Origin of the sequence: Bacteroides caecicola, assembly GCF_023337095.1 — a bacterium.
In the GTDB taxonomy this organism is placed as follows: domain Bacteria; phylum Bacteroidota; class Bacteroidia; order Bacteroidales; family Bacteroidaceae; genus Phocaeicola; species Phocaeicola gallinarum.
The window spans coordinates 164,987-187,008 of the sequence record NZ_JAMBLM010000002.1 but is presented as its reverse complement, the minus strand read 5'-3'; the positions used below and the strand labels follow the sequence as shown (position 1 = coordinate 187,008).

The 22,022-nt window shown below is 47.9% G+C and carries 16 protein-coding genes; 9 read left to right on the top strand and 7 right to left on the bottom strand.

The genetic code is table 11. From position 1 onward, the window contains the following. The first annotated feature begins 45 nt into the window (after positions 1–45). From carA to M3085_RS02465, 4 genes are all read left to right on the top strand, one after another. Complete coding sequence (gene carA, locus M3085_RS02480; protein ID WP_178255688.1) at positions 46–1,122, top strand: glutamine-hydrolyzing carbamoyl-phosphate synthase small subunit; 1,077 nt, start codon at positions 46–48, stop codon at positions 1,120–1,122. A 46-nt stretch (positions 1,123–1,168) separates the two neighbouring features. After that, a complete protein-coding gene (gene carB, locus M3085_RS02475; RefSeq protein WP_191710397.1) occupies positions 1,169–4,396 on the top strand; it encodes a carbamoyl-phosphate synthase (glutamine-hydrolyzing) large subunit in 3,228 nt (1,075 codons plus the stop codon). 203 nt (positions 4,397–4,599) lie between these two features. After that, the gene (locus M3085_RS02470) at positions 4,600–4,965 is read left to right on the top strand and encodes a BlaI/MecI/CopY family transcriptional regulator (protein WP_178255686.1); all 366 of its coding nucleotides are present in this window, start codon (positions 4,600–4,602) and stop codon (positions 4,963–4,965) included. Between the two features lie 21 nt (positions 4,966–4,986). Next, a complete protein-coding gene (locus M3085_RS02465) occupies positions 4,987–6,348 on the top strand; it encodes a M56 family metallopeptidase (protein WP_249052214.1) in 1,362 nt (453 codons plus the stop codon). A gap of 48 nt (positions 6,349–6,396) precedes the next feature. On the opposite strand, the gene M3085_RS02460 is transcribed toward M3085_RS02465, so the two are convergent. After that, positions 6,397–7,572 carry a MalY/PatB family protein gene (locus M3085_RS02460; protein ID WP_249052213.1) on the bottom strand — a complete coding sequence of 392 codons (1,176 nt, stop codon included), beginning with the start codon at positions 7,570–7,572 and terminating at the stop codon, positions 6,397–6,399. A 403-nt stretch (positions 7,573–7,975) separates the two neighbouring features. On the opposite strand from M3085_RS02460, the gene M3085_RS02455 reads away from it, so the two are divergent. Genes M3085_RS02455 through M3085_RS02435 form a run of 5 tightly spaced genes read left to right on the top strand, consistent with a single transcriptional unit; the run spans position 7,976 to position 14,491 of the window. Then, positions 7,976–8,818: a prephenate dehydratase gene (locus tag M3085_RS02455; RefSeq protein WP_178255714.1), complete on the top strand. Its 843-nt coding sequence runs from the start codon at positions 7,976–7,978 to the stop codon at positions 8,816–8,818. Then, complete coding sequence (locus M3085_RS02450; RefSeq protein WP_178255683.1) at positions 8,793–9,980, top strand: pyridoxal phosphate-dependent aminotransferase; 1,188 nt, start codon at positions 8,793–8,795, stop codon at positions 9,978–9,980. The genes M3085_RS02455 and M3085_RS02450 overlap by 26 nt, the downstream gene beginning before the upstream one ends. 46 nt (positions 9,981–10,026) lie before the next feature. Then, positions 10,027–11,094 carry a bifunctional 3-deoxy-7-phosphoheptulonate synthase/chorismate mutase type II gene (locus tag M3085_RS02445; protein ID WP_178255682.1) on the top strand — a complete coding sequence of 356 codons (1,068 nt, stop codon included), beginning with the start codon at positions 10,027–10,029 and terminating at the stop codon, positions 11,092–11,094. Positions 11,095–11,120: 26 nt separating this feature from the next. Next, positions 11,121–11,894 carry a prephenate dehydrogenase gene (locus M3085_RS02440; RefSeq protein WP_191710401.1) on the top strand — a complete coding sequence of 258 codons (774 nt, stop codon included), beginning with the start codon at positions 11,121–11,123 and terminating at the stop codon, positions 11,892–11,894. A gap of 35 nt (positions 11,895–11,929) precedes the next feature. Further along, a complete protein-coding gene (locus M3085_RS02435) occupies positions 11,930–14,491 on the top strand; it encodes a beta-N-acetylglucosaminidase domain-containing protein (protein WP_249052212.1) in 2,562 nt (853 codons plus the stop codon). A 188-nt stretch (positions 14,492–14,679) separates the two neighbouring features. On the opposite strand, the gene metH is transcribed toward M3085_RS02435, so the two are convergent. The 6 genes from metH to M3085_RS02405 form a co-directional block, all read right to left on the bottom strand. Next, a complete protein-coding gene (gene metH / locus M3085_RS02430) occupies positions 14,680–17,415 on the bottom strand; it encodes a methionine synthase (protein WP_249052211.1) in 2,736 nt (911 codons plus the stop codon). Positions 17,416–17,479: 64 nt separating this feature from the next. Further along, the gene (gene smpB, locus M3085_RS02425) at positions 17,480–17,941 is read right to left on the bottom strand and encodes an SsrA-binding protein SmpB (protein ID WP_249052210.1); all 462 of its coding nucleotides are present in this window, start codon (positions 17,939–17,941) and stop codon (positions 17,480–17,482) included. Then, positions 17,941–18,510 carry a Yip1 family protein gene (locus M3085_RS02420; RefSeq protein ID WP_249052209.1) on the bottom strand — a complete coding sequence of 190 codons (570 nt, stop codon included), beginning with the start codon at positions 18,508–18,510 and terminating at the stop codon, positions 17,941–17,943. Before M3085_RS02420 ends, smpB begins: the two co-directional genes overlap by 1 nt. Before the next feature lie 94 nt (positions 18,511–18,604). After that, complete coding sequence (locus M3085_RS02415; RefSeq protein WP_178255677.1) at positions 18,605–19,453, bottom strand: hypothetical protein; 849 nt, start codon at positions 19,451–19,453, stop codon at positions 18,605–18,607. Between the two features lie 434 nt (positions 19,454–19,887). Then, complete coding sequence (locus M3085_RS02410; RefSeq protein ID WP_249052208.1) at positions 19,888–21,717, bottom strand: YgiQ family radical SAM protein; 1,830 nt, start codon at positions 21,715–21,717, stop codon at positions 19,888–19,890. Further along, a complete protein-coding gene (locus tag M3085_RS02405; protein WP_178255676.1) occupies positions 21,698–22,003 on the bottom strand; it encodes a hypothetical protein in 306 nt (101 codons plus the stop codon). Before M3085_RS02405 ends, M3085_RS02410 begins: the two co-directional genes overlap by 20 nt. Positions 22,004–22,022 lie beyond the last annotated feature (19 nt).

The following is a 22,022-nucleotide window of genomic DNA, read 5'->3' as shown; positions in this document are numbered from 1 at the left end:
GATGATATTTATAAAAAGATAACAACATACTAACAGAACGAATTAATGAGAAACGTAACCCTTATCCTTGACGACGGGAGCCGATTCAGCGGCAAGTCGTTCGGCTACGAAAAGCCCGTAGCGGGCGAGGTTGTGTTTAATACAGCCATGACCGGATATCCCGAAAGCCTTACAGACCCCTCGTATGCGGGACAGTTGATGACGCTTACTTATCCGCTTGTAGGAAACTATGGTGTACCTCCGTTTACCATCGAGGCCAACGGACTGCCTACTTTTATGGAGAGTGAAAAAATTCATGCAGAGGCAATTATCGTGAGCGATTACAGCGAGAAGTATAATCACTGGAACGCGGTAGAAAGTCTTGCCGACTGGTTGAAAAGAGAGCAGATACCGGGTATTACGGGTATAGACACGCGCGAGCTGACAAAGGTATTGCGCGAGCATGGCGTAATGATGGGGAAAATTGTTTTCGACGATGAGCCGGATAACATCCCCGAAGCTACTTATGCGGGTGTGAATTATGTTGATAAGGTGTCATGTAAAGAGGTGATTCGGTATAACGAAGGAGAAGGCAAGAAGAAAGTGGTGCTTGTTGACTGTGGCGTGAAAGCGAACATCATCCGCTGTCTGCTGAAGCGCGACGTAGAGATTATCCGTGTTCCGTGGAACTATGATTTCAACGGACTGGAATTCGACGGACTGTTCATCTCAAACGGTCCCGGTGATCCGGACACCTGCGATGAGGCTGTGCAGAATATCCGTAAGGCTATGCAGAATGAAAAGTTGCCTATCTTCGGTATCTGTATGGGAAACCAGCTTTTGTCGAAAGCAGGGGGAGCCAAGATTTATAAGTTGAAGTATGGTCACCGCAGCCACAATCAGCCGGTGCGTATGGTGGGTACGGAAAAATGTTTCATCACCAGTCAGAATCACGGTTACGCCGTAGACAACAATACGCTGGGGGCAGATTGGGAACCGCTTTTCATCAATATGAACGACGGGTCGAACGAAGGAATCCGTCACAAACAGAATCCGTGGTTCTCGGCGCAGTTCCATCCCGAAGCAGCCAGCGGTCCTACGGATACCGAGTTTTTGTTTGATGAGTTCGTGAAACTTCTCTAACCGTTATCCACAGTTTATTAATTCTCATACTTTAACGAAAGCTATTATGAAAGAAAATATAAAGAAAGTATTGTTGTTAGGTTCCGGAGCCTTGAAAATCGGAGAGGCAGGTGAGTTTGATTACTCCGGCTCGCAGGCGCTCAAGGCGTTGAAAGAAGAAGGTATTCAAACCGTTCTTATCAATCCTAATATCGCCACGGTGCAGACTTCGGAAGGGGTTGCCGACCGTATCTATTTCCTTCCCGTTACTCCGTATTTCGTAGAGAAGGTGATTGCAAAAGAACGTCCCGACGGCGTGTTGTTGTCGTTCGGAGGACAGACAGCGCTTAACTGCGGTGTGGAACTGTATCGTGCAGGCGTATTCGAGAAGTACGATGTGCAGGTACTCGGTACGCCCGTTCAGGCTATCATGGATACCGAAGACCGTGAGTTATTTGTAAAGAAACTCGATGAGATAAATGTCAAAACCATAAAGAGCGAGGCTTGCGAGAACATCGAACAGGCACGTCAGGCTGCCCGTGATTTGGGCTATCCCGTTATCATCCGTGCGGCTTATGCGCTGGGCGGACTCGGTAGTGGTTTTTGCGACAATGAAGACGAGCTGAACGTACTTGCCGAAAAAGCATTCTCGTTTTCTCCGCAAGTATTGGTGGAAAAGAGCTTGAAAGGATGGAAGGAAGTGGAGTACGAAGTGGTGCGCGACCGTTTCGACAACTGTATCACGGTCTGCAACATGGAGAACTTCGACCCGCTGGGAATCCACACGGGTGAAAGTATCGTTATCGCTCCGAGCCAGACGTTGACAAACAGCGAATACCATAAGTTGCGTGAGCTTGCCATCCGCATCATCCGTCACATCGGTATCGTAGGAGAATGTAATGTGCAGTATGCTTTCGACCCCGAATCAGAAGATTACCGCGTAATCGAAGTCAACGCACGTCTGTCTCGTTCGTCTGCGCTTGCTTCTAAAGCCACGGGTTATCCGTTGGCATTCGTGGCTGCGAAGTTAGGTTTGGGTTACGGACTGTTCGACCTGAAGAACTCGGTTACTAAGACCACTTCGGCATTCTTCGAACCGGCATTAGACTACGTGGTTTGTAAGATTCCGCGTTGGGACTTGGGTAAATTCCACGGCGTAGACCGCGAATTGGGTTCAAGTATGAAGTCTGTGGGTGAGGTGATGGCTATCGGACGCACGTTTGAAGAAGCCATTCAGAAAGGTTTGCGCATGATTGGTCAGGGAATGCACGGCTTTGTAGAGAACAAAGAACTGGTTATCGCTGACATCGACAAGGCGTTGCGCGAGCCGACCGACAAACGTATCTTTGTAATCTCAAAGGCTATGCGTGCGGGATATACCGTTGACCAGATTCACGAGTTGACCAAGATTGACAAGTGGTTCCTCTATAAGTTGGAAAACATCATGCAGACTTCAAAAGAGCTGAACGATTGGGGAAACAATCACAACCAAATCGCCCAGCTCCCGCAAGACCTGCTGTATAAAGCAAAACGTCAGGGATTCTCCGATTTCCAAGTAGCCCGTGCGATTGGTTATCAAGGCGATATGGAAGACGGCATTCTTGAGGTGCGTCGTTACCGCAAGAGCGTAGGCATTGTTCCAGTGGTGAAACAGATTGATACGCTGGCTGCGGAATATCCGGCACAGACAAACTATCTGTATCTTACTTACAGCGGCGTGGCTAACGATGTTCATTATTTAGGCGATCATAAGAGTATTGTGGTACTGGGTTCGGGAGCTTATCGCATCGGTTCGTCGGTAGAATTCGACTGGTGCGGCGTGCAGGCGCTGAACACCATCCGTAAGGAAGGATACCGTTCGGTTATGATTAACTACAACCCCGAAACCGTTTCTACGGACTACGATATGTGCGACCGTCTGTACTTCGACGAGCTGACTTTCGAGCGTGTGATGGATATCCTCGACTTGGAGAACCCGCACGGTGTAATCGTTTCTACGGGTGGTCAGATTCCGAACAACCTTGCTCTTCGTCTGGATGCTCAGAAAGTAAACATCCTCGGTACGTCTGCCAAGAGCATCGACAATGCGGAAGACCGTGACAAGTTCTCGGCAATGCTCGACCGTATCGGTGTCGACCAGCCTGAATGGAGCGCGTTGACTTCGATGGAAGATATCAATGCCTTTATCGAAAAGGTGGGATTCCCTGTGCTGGTTCGTCCGTCGTACGTGTTGTCGGGAGCGGCTATGAATGTATGCTCCAACCAAGAAGAGCTGGAACGTTTCCTTCAGTTGGCAGCCAACGTATCGAAGAAACACCCGGTTGTGGTGAGCCAGTTTATCGAACATGCAAAGGAAGTGGAAATGGACGCAGTGGCTCAAAACGGCGAAATCGTGGCATACGCAATTTCCGAGCATATCGAGTTTGCCGGCGTACATTCCGGAGACGCAACCATCCAGTTCCCGCCTCAAAAGCTGTATGTTGAAACGGTGCGCCGCATCAAGCGTATTTCCCGTCAGATTGCCAAAGAACTGAACATCTCCGGACCGTTCAATATCCAGTTCCTTGCCCGCGAAAACGACATCAAGGTTATCGAGTGTAACTTGCGTGCCAGCCGTTCATTCCCGTTCGTAAGCAAAGTGCTGAAGATAAACTTCATCGAGCTTGCCACGAAAGTGATGCTGGGTATTCCGGTAGAGAAGCCCGAAAAGAACTTGTTCGAATTGGATTACGTGGGAATCAAAGCCAGCCAGTTCTCATTCAACCGTTTGCAGAAAGCCGACCCGGTGTTGGGCGTGGATATGGCATCGACAGGCGAGGTAGGATGTATCGGCGAAGACACCTCATGTGCTGTTCTGAAAGCCATGTTGTCTGTTGGCTACCGTATCCCGCAGAAAAACATCCTTATGTCTACCGGTGCGCCCAAGCAGAAAGTGGATATGCTGCAAGCGGCTCAAGCATTGAAGGCTAAAGGGTATAACATTTTCGCTACGGGCGGTACGTCTAAATTCCTGACCGAAAACGGCGTGGAAAATACGCGCGTGTTCTGGCCCAGCGAAGAAGGTCATCCGCAAGCGTTGGAAATGTTGCATAACAAAGAGATAGACATGGTGGTGAACATCCCGCGCGACTTGTCGGCAGGAGAGCTGGATAACGGTTACAAGATTCGCCGTGCAGCCATCGACTTGAATATTCCTTTGATAACCAACGCCCGTCTTGCCAGTGCATTTATCAATGCGTTCTGCACCATGACGATTGACGATATCGCCATCAAAGGTTGGGATGAATATAAATAATCCCGTCGGGTAAGACATCTCGTTCAATTATATAGTAACACGGTTGATACGGACAGATGCGGTACAAACAAAGCCGCACTGCCTGTATCAGCCGTGTTTTTTGCGTTAAAGGCAGATGATTATATTATTTCACATAAAAAGATTTGTTTTATTACGAAAAAATCGTAGATTTGCGAAAAGTTCGTAATTAACTTATATATAGCATGGAACGATTAACAATACAAGAAGAAGAAGTAATGCGCTACATCTGGCGGATAGGGGCATGTTTTATAAAAGATATAGTAAATCAATATGCCGAACCCCGTCCGCCTTATACTACGGTAGCGTCTATTGTCAACAACCTGAAGCGGAAAGGCTTTGTGGAAGCGAAGCGGTATGGAAATACATACCAGTACACCCCGCTGGTTCTTCAGAGCGAGTATAAAAAAACATCGGTAGGCACTTTCGTGCAGAATTATTTCGCCGATTCGTATAAAGAGATGGTTTCTTTTTTCGCCAAAGAACAGAAAGTATCGGTCGACGATTTGAAAGAAATCATCAACCTGATAGAGAAAGGAAAAGAAAAATAACCGTACTAATTTACACCCGATATGGCTACTGAGTTTATCTATCTGCTCCAAGTAAATGCAGGTATAGCGCTGTTTTATGCATTTTATAAATTGTTCTGCTGCCGCGATACCTTTTTGGTGTGGCGCAGGGTAGTGTTGCTCTTGTTACCTGTACTTTCTTTCCTGCTCCCGTGGGTGGGTATGAGCGACTGGATGCAGGGGCAGACGGCAGTTACCCGGGTGGCAGATTACTACGAAACACTGGCTCTGCCGGAGGTGTTGGTAACGCCTCTGAACTCTATGGGAAGAACGGTAGGATTCTACCGCTTGTGTTCCCTCGTCCTATGGGTAGGAATGGTGTGTCTTTGCGGTAGAATTTTAATCCAGTTAATCAGCCTTTTCCGGCTTGCCCGAATAAGCCCCTCAGGGGTTCTGGAAGGGGTGCGGGTGCGTTACCTGCAAGAGCCTTCCGGTGCATTTTCTTTCTTCGGATGGATATTCGTCTGCAAAGACTCGGTGAAGCCCGATGAAGTAAAAGAGGTACTGACACACGAGTTGGCACACGTCCGCCAATGGCATTCGGTAGATATCCTGCTGATGGAGGCGCTGACCGCTATTTGTTGGTGGAATCCTTTCGCGTGGTTAGTAAGGCAGGAGGTGCGCCGCAATCTGGAGTACCTTGCCGACCGCAGCGTCATTGCGTCGGGCGTTGCTCCCCGCCATTATCAATACCATCTGTTACAGGCGGTATGCAGTTTTCCTGAAATCGGATTGTCGAATCATTTCAATTTCACTCACCTTAAAGAACGTATTATCATGATGAACAAAAAGCAAACCAACGGCGCGGCGCATCTGAAGTATGTGCTGTTCGCTCTCCCGGCTTTCGCCCTGCTGGTAGCCGGAAACGTATCGTGTACTTCCGAAACCAAGCCGGCAGATGAGGCTGTTCAAGAAAATCCGGAAAAAGTTGCGGTTGAGGCTGAGCCGGGTAAAGAGCAACCTGTACCTTCGGAATCTTCCAACGTGACAGTGTCTGTGGCTGAAGTAGGGGAAGGGCAGGCTATACCGGAAGCATCTTCAGCGGAAGAGGACATACTGGAGGTGGCAGAAGTAATGCCGGAATTTCCCGGCGGATATAAAGCTCTGTTAGAATTCATATCGAAAAATGTCAGTTATCCGGAGGAAGCCATGAAAAATGCATGGCAAGGACGGGTTGTCCTGCAATTTGTTATAGAGAAAGACGGAGCGGTGAGCAACATAAAGGTGCTTCGCAGCGTGAATGAAACTTTAGACAACGAAGCCATGCGGGTTATTCGGGAAATGCCTAAATGGACTCCGGGTAAAGACAAGGGGAAAGAGGTACGTTGTAAGTATACTATCCCAATCGTTTTTGCACTTAAATAAACAGAAATAATACAGGCACGCTTTCGGGCGTGCCTGCGTGTGTACTGATCAAGAATCCAAACCTTCGTAAGCTGTTCGGAGTTGCTTCATCGCCTGCTCCAGCACCGAACGCGGGCAACCTGCGTTCAGCCGCATGAAGCCAGCCCCTTCCTTGCCGAACATCTCCCCATCGTTCAGTGCCAATCCTGCCTTCGAGACGAAGAAATCATTCAGTTCGTCGTGCGTCAATCCCAATTCGCGGCAGTCTAACCATATTAAATAAGAAGCCTGCGGACGCATAGCCTTTATCTTCGGCGTATGCGTCTTGAGGAAATCGTCGATGTAATCAATGTTTCCCTGAATGTATGCCAGACACTGCTCCAACCACTCTTCGCCCTGTGTGTAAGCCGCTTCTACTGCCGGATATGCCAATACGTGCCCCATATCCAGCTCGCCCGCATCCAAATAAGTACGGAACTGCCGGCGCAGACTGTCGTTATATATAATGGTATGCGAAGCCGCCATCCCCGGCATGTTGAACGCCTTGCTGGGAGCCATGAACGTAACCGAATTATTTCTGGCGCGTTCCGAAATCATGGCGAACGGACGATGCCGGTAAGGAGGAAGCGTAAGGTCGGCATGGATTTCGTCGGAGAACACAATCACGTGATGCTCGGCACAAATGTCGGCTACGGCGTTCAGTTCTTCTTCCGTCCATACCACTCCTCCGGGGTTATGTGGATTACAGAGGATGAATACACGCACCCCCTCGATGTTGCGGCGGAAAGCCTCTAAGTCCATACGGTAATGACCGTCGGTAAGTTGCAGCGGGCATTCCACCAAACGGCGGTTGTTCCGTTTTACTAACCACGCGAAAGGATGATACACCGGAGGCATAATCATGACCTTCTCTTCCGGGCGGGTGAAACAGTTCAGCGCCATGCCCAGCCCCGGTACGATACCCGGCACATAGTTCAGGTGTTTCGTTTCAATTTCCATGCCGTAACGTCGCTTTACCCAGTCGGTAATCGCCCGGTAATAACTTTCAGGTTTGGCGGTATAACCTAAAATAGGATGTTCGCAACGTTTGCGGATGGCGTTGATGACATACGGCGGCGTGGCAAAATCCATGTCTGCCACCCAGAGCGGTATCAAGTCCGTCCGTCCCCAAATCTCTTTCATGCCGTCTACTTTTTCTGCGCTTGTTCCGGCTCGGTTTATCACTTCATCGAAATTATACTTCATTGTAAAATCAGTAATTATTGGTTTATTGAATTGTCGGATTTATTTCTCACTTCCGGATTGATGGAACATACGTCTGTACGGACGTAAATCGAAGGATAAAGGTAATACAAAAAAGAAGAAGTCTGTTTGAGTCGAAAAAAAATATGAGAAAAAGTTTGCAAAATATTTGTTTGTTCAAGAAAATTATTACTTTTGCAACGTAAACCATAACAAAATAACAACAATGAAAACAATTGCGACTTACTTCTTCTTTTCCTTTTATTACTTTTACTTTAGCAATGAAGTGAAGCGGGAGTTTGTGCGTGTATAATTGAATAAAATTGTAATACGATAGATAGATTTCAAAGTCCCGCTTCCGTAAGAAAGCGGGACTTTTTTTTAACGTTAAGAAAGCATTATGAAAATGAAGAGAGTAGCGATACAAGGCGTTCCGGGTTCGTATCACGACATTGCAGCCCATAAATATTTCAAAGACGAAGAAATAGAGCTGATTTGTTGTAATACGTTCGAGGAGGTGTTCGAACAGATGCGCAAAGACAGTAACGTATTGGGCTTGATAGCCATCGAGAATACCATTGCAGGAAGCCTGCTCCATAATTATGAATTGTTGCGCGAAAGTGGTGCAACGATTATCGGAGAGCATAAACTCCGTATCAGTCACAGCATTATGTGTTTGCCCGGTGAAGAGTGGGGGACACTGACCGAGGTGAATTCTCACCCGGTGGCGTTGGCGCAATGTCGTGACTTCTTGCAACACCATCCGCAGTTGAAGGTGGTAGAAACCGAAGATACTGCAGCAAGCGCACGTGATATAAAAGAAAAAGGACTGAAAGGACATGCTGCCATTTGTTCGAAATATGCTGCCCAACTGTATGGCATGAAAATTTTGCAGGAAGGCATTGAGACAAACAAGCATAATTTTACCCGTTTTCTGGTGATTTGTGATCCGTGGCTGGCAGACGAACTGAAAGACCGTTCGAAGGTAAACAAGGCGAATATCGTATTTTCATTACCTCACAGCGAAGGCAGTTTGTCGCAAGTATTGTCTATCTTTTCGTTCTATAAAATAAACCTGACCAAAATCCAGTCGTTGCCCATCATCGGACGCGAATGGGAATATATGTTTTACGTCGATGTGATGTTTAACGACTATTTGCGCTATAAACAGTCTATCGACGCCGTAACCCCATTGACTAAAGCACTTAAAATATTAGGAGAATATGCAGAAGGAGAATCAACCATATAATATACAGCCTGCCGACCGTTTGGCAAGCGTAAGCGAATATTATTTCAGCCGCAAGCTGAAAGAAGTGGCAAAGATGAACGCCGAAGGTAAAGACGTGATCAGTCTGGGTATCGGAAGTCCCGACCTGCCGCCTTCGCCCGAAACCATCGATGTATTGTGTGAAAATGCCCGTAAGCCCGACGCCCACGGTTATCAGCCCACGGTGGGGATACCCGAACTGCGCAAGGCGATGGCAGACTGGTATAAACGCTGGTACGATGTAGACCTTGACCCGGCTACGGAAATCCAACCGCTTATCGGTTCGAAGGAAGGAATACTTCACGTGACACTGGCACTGGTAAATCCCGGCGACCAAGTATTGGTACCTAATCCGGGATATCCTACCTATACCTCGCTAAACAAAATTTTAGGCAGTGAGATAGTGAACTATAACCTGCGTGAAGACAATCACTGGCAACCGGACTTTGAGGAACTGGAGCGTATGGATTTGAGCCGCGTGAAAATCATGTGGACCAACTATCCGAATATGCCTACGGGAGCCAATGCTACGATGGAGCTTTACGAGCGTTTGGTGGATTTTGCCCGCCGTCATAACATCGTTATTGTCAACGATAATCCGTACAGCTTTATCCTGAACCGCAAGCCGATTAGTATTCTGAATGTTCCGGGAGCAAAAGAATGTTGTATCGAGTTTAACTCAATGAGTAAGAGCCACAATATGCCCGGTTGGCGTGTAGGGCTTCTGGCTACCAATGCCACCTTCGTACAATGGATATTGAAGATAAAGAGTAACATCGACTCCGGTACATTCCGCCCCATGCAGTTGGCTGCTGCCCAAGCCTACCATAACAGTGCCGAGTGGCATGAAGAAGCAAACTACGAAGTGTACAGTCGCCGTCGCCGGCTGGCAGAAGAAATCATGACCACGTTGGGTTGTACGTTCGACCCCGAACAGGTGGGCATGTTCTTGTGGGGACGCATTCCCGACAGCTATGCCGATGTAGAAGAACTAACAGAAAAAGTTTTGCATGAGGCTCGCGTTTTCATTACGCCGGGATTTATTTTCGGCAGCAACGGAAAACGCTACATCCGCATCTCGCTCTGTGCAAAGGAAGATAAGCTGGCAGAGGCATTGAACCGTATTAAAAAGATTATGGACTGACGAAAGTTTTGTCCTCTGAATGTGAATACTTAAAAACTTTAAAGATATGGAACTTGATTTACAACCTATCGAATTGGAAGGCGTATCTAAAGAACGTCCGTTGGTAATAGCAGGACCTTGCAGCGCCGAAACTGAAGAACAAGTAATGTCTACCGCCAAGCAGTTGGCAGACAAAGGTATCAAAATATTCCGTGCCGGAATCTGGAAACCCCGTACAAAACCGGGAGGTTTCGAAGGGATCGGCGTAGAGGGATTGGCTTGGCTGAAAGAAGTGAAGAAAGAAACCGGTATGTATGTTACCACAGAGGTTGCCACTGCCAAACACGTGTACGAATGTCTGAAAGCAGGTATCGACCTGTTGTGGATAGGTGCGCGTACTACTGCAAACCCCTTTGCCGTACAGGAAATAGCCGATGCACTGAAAGGCGTAGACATTCCTATATTGATAAAGAATCCCGTGAACCCTGATTTGGAACTGTGGATTGGAGCATTGGAACGTATCAATAATGCCGGACTGAAACGTATTGGAGCCATTCATCGCGGATTCTCGTCTTACGACAAGAAAATATACCGTAACCTTCCGCAATGGCATATTCCGATAGAATTGCGCCGCCGCATCCCGAATCTGCCGATATTGTGCGACCCCAGCCACATCGGAGGAAAACGTGAACTGATTGCTCCGCTTTGCCAGCAGGCTATGGACTTGGGATTCGACGGATTGATTGTAGAATCTCATTGTAACCCCGACGGAGCATGGAGTGACGCTTCTCAGCAGGTTACTCCCGATGTATTAGATTACATCTTAAACCTGTTGGTTATCCGCAGCGAGCACCAGTCTACCGAAAACCTGAACGAACTGCGCCGGCAGATAGACGAATGTGATAACGATCTGATGGAAGTGCTTGCAAAACGTATGCGTGTATGCCGCGAAATCGGTACTTTCAAGAAAGAACATAACATGACCATCCTTCAAACCGGACGTTACAATGAAATATTAGACAAGCGCGGTGCGCAAGGTTCGTTGTGTGGCATGGATGCTAATTTTGTAAAGCAAGTCTTTGAACTGATTCACGAAGAAAGTGTTCGTCAGCAAATGGAAATCATTAACAAATAAACCATAAATATATAAATCAAGAATAAATGCGAATATTGATATTGGGAGCCGGAAAAATGGGTTCCTTCTTTACCGACATATTGAGTTTCGAGCACGAAACGGCTGTTTACGATGTAAATCCCCAACGCTTGCGGTTTATGTATAACTGCTATCGGTTTACTTCGTTGGAAGAAATCGCTGAGTTTAAACCGGAACTGGTGATTAACGCCGCCACAGTGAAATATACGCTCGATGCTTTTCATCAGGTACTTCCGGTTCTTCCGAAAGACTGTATCATCAGCGATATAGCTTCGGTTAAAACCGGATTAAAGGAATTTTACGATACGTGCGGCTTCCGTTACGTGTCTACCCACCCGATGTTCGGCCCTACGTTTGCCAATCTTGATAAGCTGAGTACCGAAAACGCCATCATCATTAAAGAAGGCGACCATTTAGGGAAAATCTTTTTCAAAGACCTCTATCAGCGTTTGGGATTAAATATCTTTGAATACACGTTTAAGGAACACGACGAAACGGTGGCATACTCGCTTTCCATTCCTTTCGTGTCTACTTTTGTCTTCGCTGCCGTAATGAAGCATCAGGACGCTCCGGGTACTACTTTCAAGCGTCACATGGACATAGCCAAAGGCGTGTTGAGTGAAGACGATTACTTGTTGCAAGAGATATTGTTTAACCCGCATACCCCCGAACAGGTAGAAGGCATCCGCACAGAGCTTAACGAACTGCTGGATATTATCAGCCGGAAAGATGCTGAGGGGATGCACGCCTATCTTAGCAAGATTCGGGAAAAGATTAAGTAAATTATAAATTTAGTGTATATTTAAATTTTAGGAGTATGTATTTAAGTCGTAACAAATCGATGATAGCTGCGATTGCTTGCGCGATGGCGTGTGGCACTTTGGCAGCTCAAGAGGCGGAGTTTGACCTGTCGTCTCAGCGATCGGAAGTGCAGAACGTTTTGCCGGTCACGGGTAAGAAATTAGACCATCAGGGTCTCATTGTCAATCCGATGCCGCACCGGATGACGGTCGATAGAGCCAATGTATGGAACGTTTCTGAAGGGTTTGCTTTGAAAGACAAGCAGAATAAGTTTGCCAATGCCTTTGGCTTTACTACCCTCGACAAGAAAGGCGTTAAGCTGAATGTTGATTTCGGCGGCAAAGCTGCTGCAAAGGCTGGAGTGAAAGAAGTGTCGGGCGCATACATGCTGCGTATCGACAAAAAAGGTGTTACCATCGTTGGTTATGACGAGCGGGGAGCTTTTTATGGTATTCAAACTCTTCGCCAGTTGCTGGAAAGCCCGGCAGTGAAAGACGGTGAGTTGCCGTATATGGATATCAATGATTATCCCGACTTGCCCAACCGCGGAGTGGTAGAAGGATTTTACGGTACGCCGTGGTCGCACGCCGTGCGTCTGTCGCTGATTGATTTCTACGGCAAGTTTAAAATGAACACTTACCTTTACGGACCGAAAGACGACCCGTATCACAGTTGTCCGAACTGGCGTCTGCCTTATCCTGAAAAAGAAGCTCAAAACATCAAAGAGCTGATAGAGGCTTGTAACCGTAATTATGTGGATTTTGTTTGGGCAATCCATCCGGGACAGGACATCAAGTGGAACGAAGAAGACTATAACAATCTGGTCAATAAGTTTAATCTGATGTACGACTTGGGCGTGCGTCATTTTGCTATTTTCTTTGATGACATTTCAGGCGAGGGAACCAATCCTTACAAGCAAACCGAGTTGCTGAACCGCCTGACCGATGAGTTCGTGAAAGAAAAAGGAGACGTTAGTCCGCTTACCGTTTGTCCTACCGACTACTCTAAGCTGTGGGCAAACCCCACGCCGAAAGGCAGTCTTGCCATTTACGGTAATACGATGAATCCGGAAATCAAAGTGTTCTGGACGGGTGATGTGGTTTGTAGCGACCTGACTCCGGAGACATTGGAATTTGTGGATTCACGTATCAAGCGTCCGGCTTACTATTGGTGGAACTATCCTGTAACCGACTATGCACGCAATTTCCTTCTTCAAGGACCGGTGTACGGACTGGATACTTCGCTTACCGACAAAGAAACGTGCGGTGTGGTAAGTAACCCGATGGAGCATGGTGAAGCATCGAAACTTGCGTTGTATGGCGTGGCAGACTATACGTGGAACGTGGCTGCCTATAACCCGATAGATAACTGGGAAAGAGGACTTGGCGAGCTGGCTCCCGACGCACGCGAAGCGTACCGGACTTTTGCCATCCACTCGTGTGACACGGAAACGGGATACCGCCGCGATGAATCGTGGGAAACGAAAACTTTCCGGTTGGCTGATTGGTCAGACCAAGCGGCTCAGGCTTTGGAAGACGAATTTGAACGCATCGAGAAAGTGCCTGCACAGATGGAGCAGGGATGTTCCAATAACTTGCTGAAAGGCGAGTTACGTCCGTGGCTGGTAGAGTTCGGCAAATTAGGTACGCGCGGCAAGCAGGCGATAGAGTTGGCACGCATTTACCGTGCCGGTAACGACGATGCCGGTTTCTGGAACAAATACGTTCAGAACCTGATGGATGCCGATGACCGCAAGGCATTCGAAGAACACAAGTCGGGTACGCTGAAGCTGCAACCTTTCTACCTGAACATCATGGATGACATGGCGTTCGGATTCCTCAAAAAACTGACGGGCGAAACTCCGAAACAGTATAAGGGAATCGGCTCGTTCAGCAACTCGACAACCGTGCTCAGCAAACTGATGCTTGATAATGACCTGAATACTCATTATACTTCGGGTATCGGTCAGAAGCCGAACGACTGGATTGGCGTAGACTTGAGAGACGTACGCGATGTAAATGCGGTTACGATTATACAGGGTAGAAACTCAGTAGATGATGTGGATTATTTCGACCACGCTGTGGTGCAGTATTCGGCCGATGGAAAGACATGGAAACCGCTTACCGAAGAACTGACCAAACAGTACGACATCAACTGGAAGGGCGATGCTGTGAAAGCGCGTTACATCCGCTTGCTCCGTTTGGATTCCGACCGTAAGAACTACGCTTCCGTACGTTCGTTCGAGGTAAATCCGCTTACTCCCGATAACTTGGGATTCGCTGTCAAGGCAGAAGAACCCGCCAAAGCGGTGTTTGCATTCGACCAGAATCTGGAAACCTCTTACCTGAGCAAAGGTACGCTGACGTTTGAAGTTCCTCAAGGCGTGAAAGGTTACGTACTGTTGATGAACAAACTGTCAGCTCCCATAACCTGCAAACAGTTGGATAAAGACGGCAAGGTGGTTTCGGAAACCATGCTCAACACCGCCTTCGCAAAGGTAGAAATAGCAAGCGACAAGGTTGTTTCGCTGAGCCTTGAAGGTACAGCCGAAATCTTCGAAGTGGTGACTAAGAAATAACGGCGAGGGAGTATACAGCTTCCTGACCGATTGATTATAAAAGAAATCCCGAAGCGGTTCAAGCAACATTCGAACACGCTTCGGGATTCTTTTTATGCCCTCTTAATTTCATGCGGTAGAGCGGTCAATTCCTTCCCATAGAGTTGCCTGTTTCTATGGGTAGAAGCCAACTGTTCTACCGCTTGCGTTTAGTCCCATAAATTGAGTTTGTTTTCTTGCGCTTCCTTCAGCGAAACCGTTTTCACCGTGCGCGTACGGTTCTTTTCGCGCAGCTCTTGGTATTCTTTTTCCAACTCTTCGGTAAACGCATTGCGCTGGTCGGGATTTAACAGCTTTGCCGCCACTAAAGCGTTTTGCGAAGCATCTTTCATATAAACCACGGGCGCATGGTAGACGGGCGATATTTTCAATGCCGTGTGGAGCTTCGAGGTAGTGGCGCCGCCTATCATCACCGGAATGTCAAGCCCGGCGCGTTGCAATTCCGTTACCACGTGCACCATCTCTTCCAGCGAAGGCGTAATCAGTCCGCTCAGTCCCACAATGTCTACTTTCTCTTTGATAGCCGTCTCTACAATCTTTTCGGCGGGCACCATCACACCGAGGTCGATAATCTCGTAACCGTTACATGCCATGACTACCGAAACAATGTTCTTTCCGATGTCGTGTACGTCGCCCTTCACCGTTGCCACCAATACCTTTCCGGCACTTTTTGTCCCCTCCTGTTTTTCGGCTTCGATGTAAGGCTGAAGGATGGCAACCGCCTTCTTCATGGTGCGTGCGGTTTTTACCACTTGCGGCAGGAACATTTTTCCCGACCCGAACAGCTCGCCCACGTAATTCATGCCCGCCATCAGCGGTCCTTCGATGATGCTTACGGCGTTGGGATAAGTTTGTAGTGCTTCGTGCAAATCTTCTTCCAGATGGTCGCCTATACCCTTGACCAATGCGTATTGCAAACGCTCTTCCACTGTCTGTCCGGCAGCAGGTGTGGTGTCGGACGTTTTTCCGGTTGAGGCTTCGTTTTGGCTTTTCAACATTTCGGCAGTCTCAATCAGTCGCTCGGCTGCGTCGGGCCGGCGGTTTAGAATCACATCCTCAATGCGTTCCAAGATGTCGGCGGGAATGTCTGTGTAAAGCACCGATGTACCGGGGTTTACGATGCCCATGTCCATGCCTTCGCGGATGGCGTGGTAAAGGAATACGGCGTGCATCGCTTCACGGATGTAATTGTTCCCCCGGAACGAGAAAGAAAGGTTGCTTACCCCGCCGCTGACATGGGCACCCGGCAGGTTGCGCCGAATCCATCCGGTAGCTTTTATAAAGTCGACGGCATAATTGTTATGTTCTTCCATACCCGTGGCAACGGCAAGTACGTTGGGGTCGAATATGATGTCTTGCGGCTTGAATCCCACCCGTTCGGTCAGGATACGGTATGCACGCTCGCAGACTTCGATTTTCCGTTCGAATGTGTCTGCCTGACCCTTCTCGTCGAATGCCATGACGATAACCGCCGCTCCGTACTGTTTTACCGTGCGGGCGTGGTTGATAAATGCCTCTTCCCCCTCTTTCAGCGAGATGGAATTGACAATGCTTTTCCCCTGCGTACATTTTAATCCGGCAAGAATAACGTCCCACTTCGAGGAGTCAATCATGATCGGCACGCGGGCTATCTCCGGTTCCGAGGCAACGAGATTAAGAAAAGTTGTTATCTCTTCGGCAGCGTCCAGCAGTCCGTCGTCCATGTTTACGTCGATAATCTGCGCTCCGTCCTCCACCTGTTTGCGGGCGATAGACAAGGCTTCTTCGTACTTCTTCTCGTTTATCAGACGCAGAAACTTGCGCGACCCCGCCACGTTACAACGTTCGCCCACGTTTACGAAGTTTATTTCGGGCGATACTTCTAACAGCTCCAGTCCCGACAGCCACAAATACTGCGGACATTCGGCCGGAACGTGCGGTTTCTTTCCCTCCGCCAGCTCGCTGAACTTGGCGATGTATGCTTCGGTAGTTCCGCAACATCCGCCTATGATGTTTACCAGCCCTTCATCAATGTATTCTTTCACCTCGTCTGCCATCTCTTCCGGCGTCTGGTCATATTCGCCGAGGCTGTTGGGAAGTCCGGCATTCGGGTAGGCACTGATGCGGTAGGGCGCACGCTTAGCCAACTGTTCCAAGAAAGGTTTTAATTGTTTGGCTCCGAATGAGCAGTTCAGCCCTATCGAGAAAATGTCTGCATGTTGAACCGAAGCGAGGAATGCGTCAAGCGTCTGTCCGGATAGGGTTCTCCCTGCCACGTCCGATACGGTGACCGACAGCATCAGCGGCACGCGGCGTCCGGTTTTCGCCATCGAAAGTTCAGCGGCACGGATAGCTGCTTTGGCATTTAGCGTATCGAAAATCGTTTCTATCAGCAGTGCGTCTACACCTCCCTGTAAGAGCGCTTCCATCTGTTCACAATAAGCATCCTGCAATTCGTCGAACGTGAGGGCACGGAAAGCGGGATTGTTTACATCGGGACTCATGGAACAGGTTTTGTTGGTCGGTCCTACCGAGCCGGCTACAAACCGCGGTTTTTCCGGTGTGGCATATCTGTCCGCCATGCGTCGTGCCAGTTCAGCACCCGCAAGGTTGATTTCGCGGCAATACTCCTGTATGTGGTAATCCGCCATCGAGATGGAAGTGGCGTTGAATGTATTGGTTTCGATGATGTCTGCGCCCGCTTCCAGATATTTCCGGTGAATATCTTCGATAACATCGGGGCGCGTCAGGTTGAGTAAGTCGTTACATCCTTTCAGTTGCCCCGCGATGTCTTTAAAACGTTCTCCGCGAAAGTCTGTTTCCGAAAGGCGATACCGTTGAATCATTGTCCCCATCGCTCCGTCAAGGATGAGGATGCGTTGGTCTGTCAGTTGTTGTATTGTCATGGTTCGAAGAGTTGAGTATAGGAAAAGTTAAAGGAAGAAAAACATATTAATGCCGTTTGCAGCATTATCTTTTAAACATTCTGTCTATCATGCGCTTATCTTCTTTTTCCTTCAGCGTTTGTCGTTTATCGTATTGCTTCTTACCTTTCGCCAATGCGATAACAACTTTCGCCAATCCTTTTTCGTTGATGTACATGCGTACGGGTACGATGGTAAATCCCGGTTCGTCTGATGTGCGTTCCAGTTTGCGCAGTTCTTTTTTGGTAAGCAGCAGCTTGCGGTCACGCCGTGCAGCATGATTGTTGTACGAACCGTAAAAATATTCGGCGATGTGCATGTTTTTCACCCACAGTTCGCCTCTTGAGAAGAAACAATACGTATCTACCAAACTCGCCTTACCCTGACGGATGGATTTGATTTCCGTTCCGGTGAGTACGATTCCGGCAGTGTATGTATCAATAAATTCATAGTCGAAAGACGCTCGTTTGTTTTTTATATTGATATTATTGTTAGCGGTAGTTTTCATCAGTTCAAAATAACAGAGAGTTTATTAAATATAAATTCAATCAATGCCGGCGAGAGCAAGATGAGTATGGTAGCCACGAGAGTGTACGACGTGAGTTTGGTTTCTTTGATATCCAGATAGCGGCGTGCGCCTTCAAAAACGATGAAAAGCGTATATAACTGTAACAGCCAGCGTAATATGGCTATCGGGAAAAACGGGCAAATGGTATCGAGTACGAAGATAACTACCATCGAGTAACCCGTAAAGGCTTGCATCCTTTCGCGGGAGCACGACAAGCCGAACCATCGTTGTCCCATCCGTTCAAGCAGGTAGGAGGCAAGGAAAAAACCGCCGAATAAAGCCACGGCTACGGCGCAACAACTCTGTAAGGCATACTGGAACACATCGGGCGAGATGCCTCGTTCGATGAATGTTCCTGCAAATTCTGCCAGCCCGCAAACTCCGATGAGAGGGTAGACAAATCCGGTCAGTATGTTGTTTCTTTCGTTCTCAGTACAAATTTCCTCCCACGCCTTTCCCGGAGCAGAAAGCAAACCCAGTATTTTATGGAATAACTCTTTATAATTCATCTTTTCTTCATTCTTTGGTTAGAACGAAACGCAAATGTATAAAAAAAGGAGACATTATCGGCATGTCTCCTTTTTGTTTATTATAAATTAAGCATTAGTTATTCGTACTGCTGTTGCTGTCTTCAGCGAAATATCGTTGGTAAGGTATTTGCAGCGGGTTGGTAGCATCCTTTGCATTGGCATAATCCAACAGCTTTTCATAGTCGGTTCCTCCCATTGAAGTATCCGGAGTTTTGTATTTGATTACAATCTGGTCGGGCAATTCACCGTTTTTGCTTTGGTAAGCGGCAACGGCACTGCTGATGTCGAAATGCAGATATTTGCTGGTAAATTGCGTACGCTCTTTGTTAAGGTTTGTATCGGTTACGTGGTGATACAGCGTCATTACCAAGTCGTCTGAATACATCGCTTCCGGTTCAGCATTTGCATCATAGTAAAGACCGAATGTATGGTTGGTGCTCGCTTCGTCAAGGTCGCCGTCTGAATCAAGTTTGGCATAGTATGCGGCTAAAATGAAAAGCGTGTTCTTATCGAAGTAAGGAGCTGCATAAGAGTCTACACCTACGGCATAGAACGGAGCGTTGGCGAAACTGGTTACTTCACTTTCGTTGTAAAGATTACGGTACGTTTCTACCGGAGCTAATCCTGTAACAGTGATGTCTACTGTGTGGGTTACATTATTTATCGAATCCGGATTATACTGGTAGCTCATCACTGCATACCGTGCGCTTCCAAAATTGACTTTCGATAAATCTCCCTGATTGGTCGGGGTAAGGGTATATCCGCTGGCGTTGCGGAAAGAATAATAACCGATTGAGCTGGTTATTTGTACATACTCATATCCCGGATAGTTAGAGTTATCGTCATCGCTATTCAAGCAAGAGGTAAATCCCAACATCGCCACAGCTGCGGCAAACATTGCCGCCCATTTCATTTTCTTCATATTCAATTAATTTTTTGGTTTCTAAATGTTTTTCAGTATTTCTGTGCTAAATAAATGGTTTCTTAACGAATATACTGCACGTGTCTGTATGATTTAACAAATATAAACAGAACATCGGGCGTAACTTGAGGCAGGGAGGTAAGAATGCGGCGGAATTTTGACCTCTTTTACGTAAGGGAGGGGTGAAGTTTCGCGGCAAGCATACAGGGGAATTAGGGCGTGTTTTATACCTCGTCTGAAAGCTGGAAAATTCTACCCGAAAGCCCCGTAAGTCTTCCGAATAGAAACGATGAATCCTTCCGCAAGAAATTAAATTTCTAACCGTAATGTTTTTAGAGGTGTACAGACCGGGAATCCGGGCTTGAGGGGGAAAGTTTAAAATCGGATTTTAGAGCCTGCATAACAGCTGTATAGCAGGCTCTGAATCCGGTCAGTTATCTTTTGTAAAGTTTGTCGATAAGGTCGTTTCTGCCCATGCGTTTAAGCTCATTGATAATATTCCGCCGTTCTTCGGGTTTATACCAGAAGAAAAACATGCGTTGGGCTAATTTCTCTCGTTGGGTCTTGGCAGAATAAACCGGTTCAAGGGTGTAAGGGTGAAAACCTGTATACCAAGCTTCGGTGGCAACGGTCATCGGCGTGGGAGTGAAGTCTTGAACCTGCTCTAAATGGAAATCCAACTTTTTAGTGATAGCCGCCAGTTCTGCCATGTCCTCTTCGGTACATCCGGGGTGGCTGCTGATAAAGTAAGGGATAATCTGCTGGCGAAGGTTCAGTTCACGGTTCAGCGTGTCGAAGATGCGTTTGAACCGGTAGAACTGCTCGAACGGAGGCTTGCGCATCAGGTAAAGCACGCGGTCGCTGGTGTGTTCGGGAGCCACTTTCAGCCGTCCGCTCACATGGTGCACGATAAGCTCTCGCGTGTACTCGGCTGCGGCGCGGTTCGTCGCCTCGTCTTTGCTCTCGTGAAGCAACAGGTCGTAACGCACTCCGCTCCCGATGAAGCTCTTCTTGATACCCGGCAAGGCATCGACCGCCCGATAAATATCCAACAGCGGGCGATGGTCGGTATTCAGATTCGGACACACTTTGGGATGAATGCACGACGGACGCTTGCACCGCCGGCAAAGCGTTTCGTCTTTTCCACCCATGCGATACATGTTGGCAGACGGCCCGCCGAGGTCGCTTAGGTATCCCTTGAAGTCGGGCATTTCGGTAATAGCCTTCACCTCGCGCAAGATACTCTCTTTGCTTCGGCTTACTATGAACTTGCCTTGATGGGCAGAAATGGTGCAGAACGCACATCCTCCGAAACATCCGCGGTGAATGTTGACCGAGAATTTAATCATCTCGTAGGCAGGAATCCGTTTTCCTTTGTATTTGGGATGAGGAAGTCGCGTATAAGGAAGGTCGAACGAACGGTCAAGTTCGCCCTGTGTCATGGGCGGATAGGGCGGATTAACCACCACGGTACGTCCCTCAACGGTTTGCAGGATGCGTGCCGCCGCATACTTGTTTGATTCTTCTTCAATGTGACGGAAGTTTTGCGCCTGCTTGCGCTTGTCTTTCAGGCATTCCTCGTGCGAGAACAACGTCAAGTCTTCCCAGCCCCCGGTGGCGGAAATCGTTTTGTTGCGCCGGGTCAGGTAAGCAGTCTGCGGGATGTCGTGAGGAATGTCAGCCGAAATCTTCATGCGCCGGCAAAGTTCCGTAATCGGTTTCTCGCCCATGCCGTAAATCAGCAAATCGGCTCCCGATTCCAATAAAATAGACGGACGCACCTTGTCTTGCCAGTAATCATAATGCGTCAGCCGGCGTAAAGAAGCCTCGATGCCCCCTATGATGACGGGGACATCGGGAAAAAGTCTTTTTAATATCTGGGAATAAACGATGGTGGGATACTCCGGACGCATGTCATGACGCCCATCGGGAGTATAAGCATCCTCGCTGCGGAGCCGTTTGTTTGCCGTATATTTGTTTACCATGCTGTCCATGCATCCGGCAGATACACCGAAAAACAGGCGCGGGCGACCCAATTTCTTGAAATCGCGCAAGTCATCGCGCCAATTCGGTTGAGGAACAATCGCCACTTTCAGCCCCTGCGCCTCCAGCATACGCCCGATGACAGCCGCCCCGAACGACGGATGGTCTACATAAGCATCGCCACTGAACAGAACGACATCCAGTTCGTCCCATCCTCTTAATTCTACTTCTTTTTTGGTTGTAGGCAACCAATCAGTCAGGTTATTCTGTTTCTTTATCACGTTTCCAGTTGATGTAAAGCAAAATGAGCTGATGCAGCCCGAAGGCTTTCATGTTATTATGATAAATCACATCGATGCAGAGGTCGAGCAAGTCTTTGCTGTTTTCTTCCATCGAAGCAATCAGCGAACGGACGTTCAGCTTCAGTTTGTCGAGTACGCTCTCGTCTACGATTCCGTTGCTGTCTATTAATCCTTGAAAGAGCGCATATTTATCAATTGTTTCCAGATGTGTTTCCGAGATTTCCATGCTTCGGGTTCCCGAAGGGTTTGTCTGTATTGTGTACATAGTCGTCAAATTTTAGAGT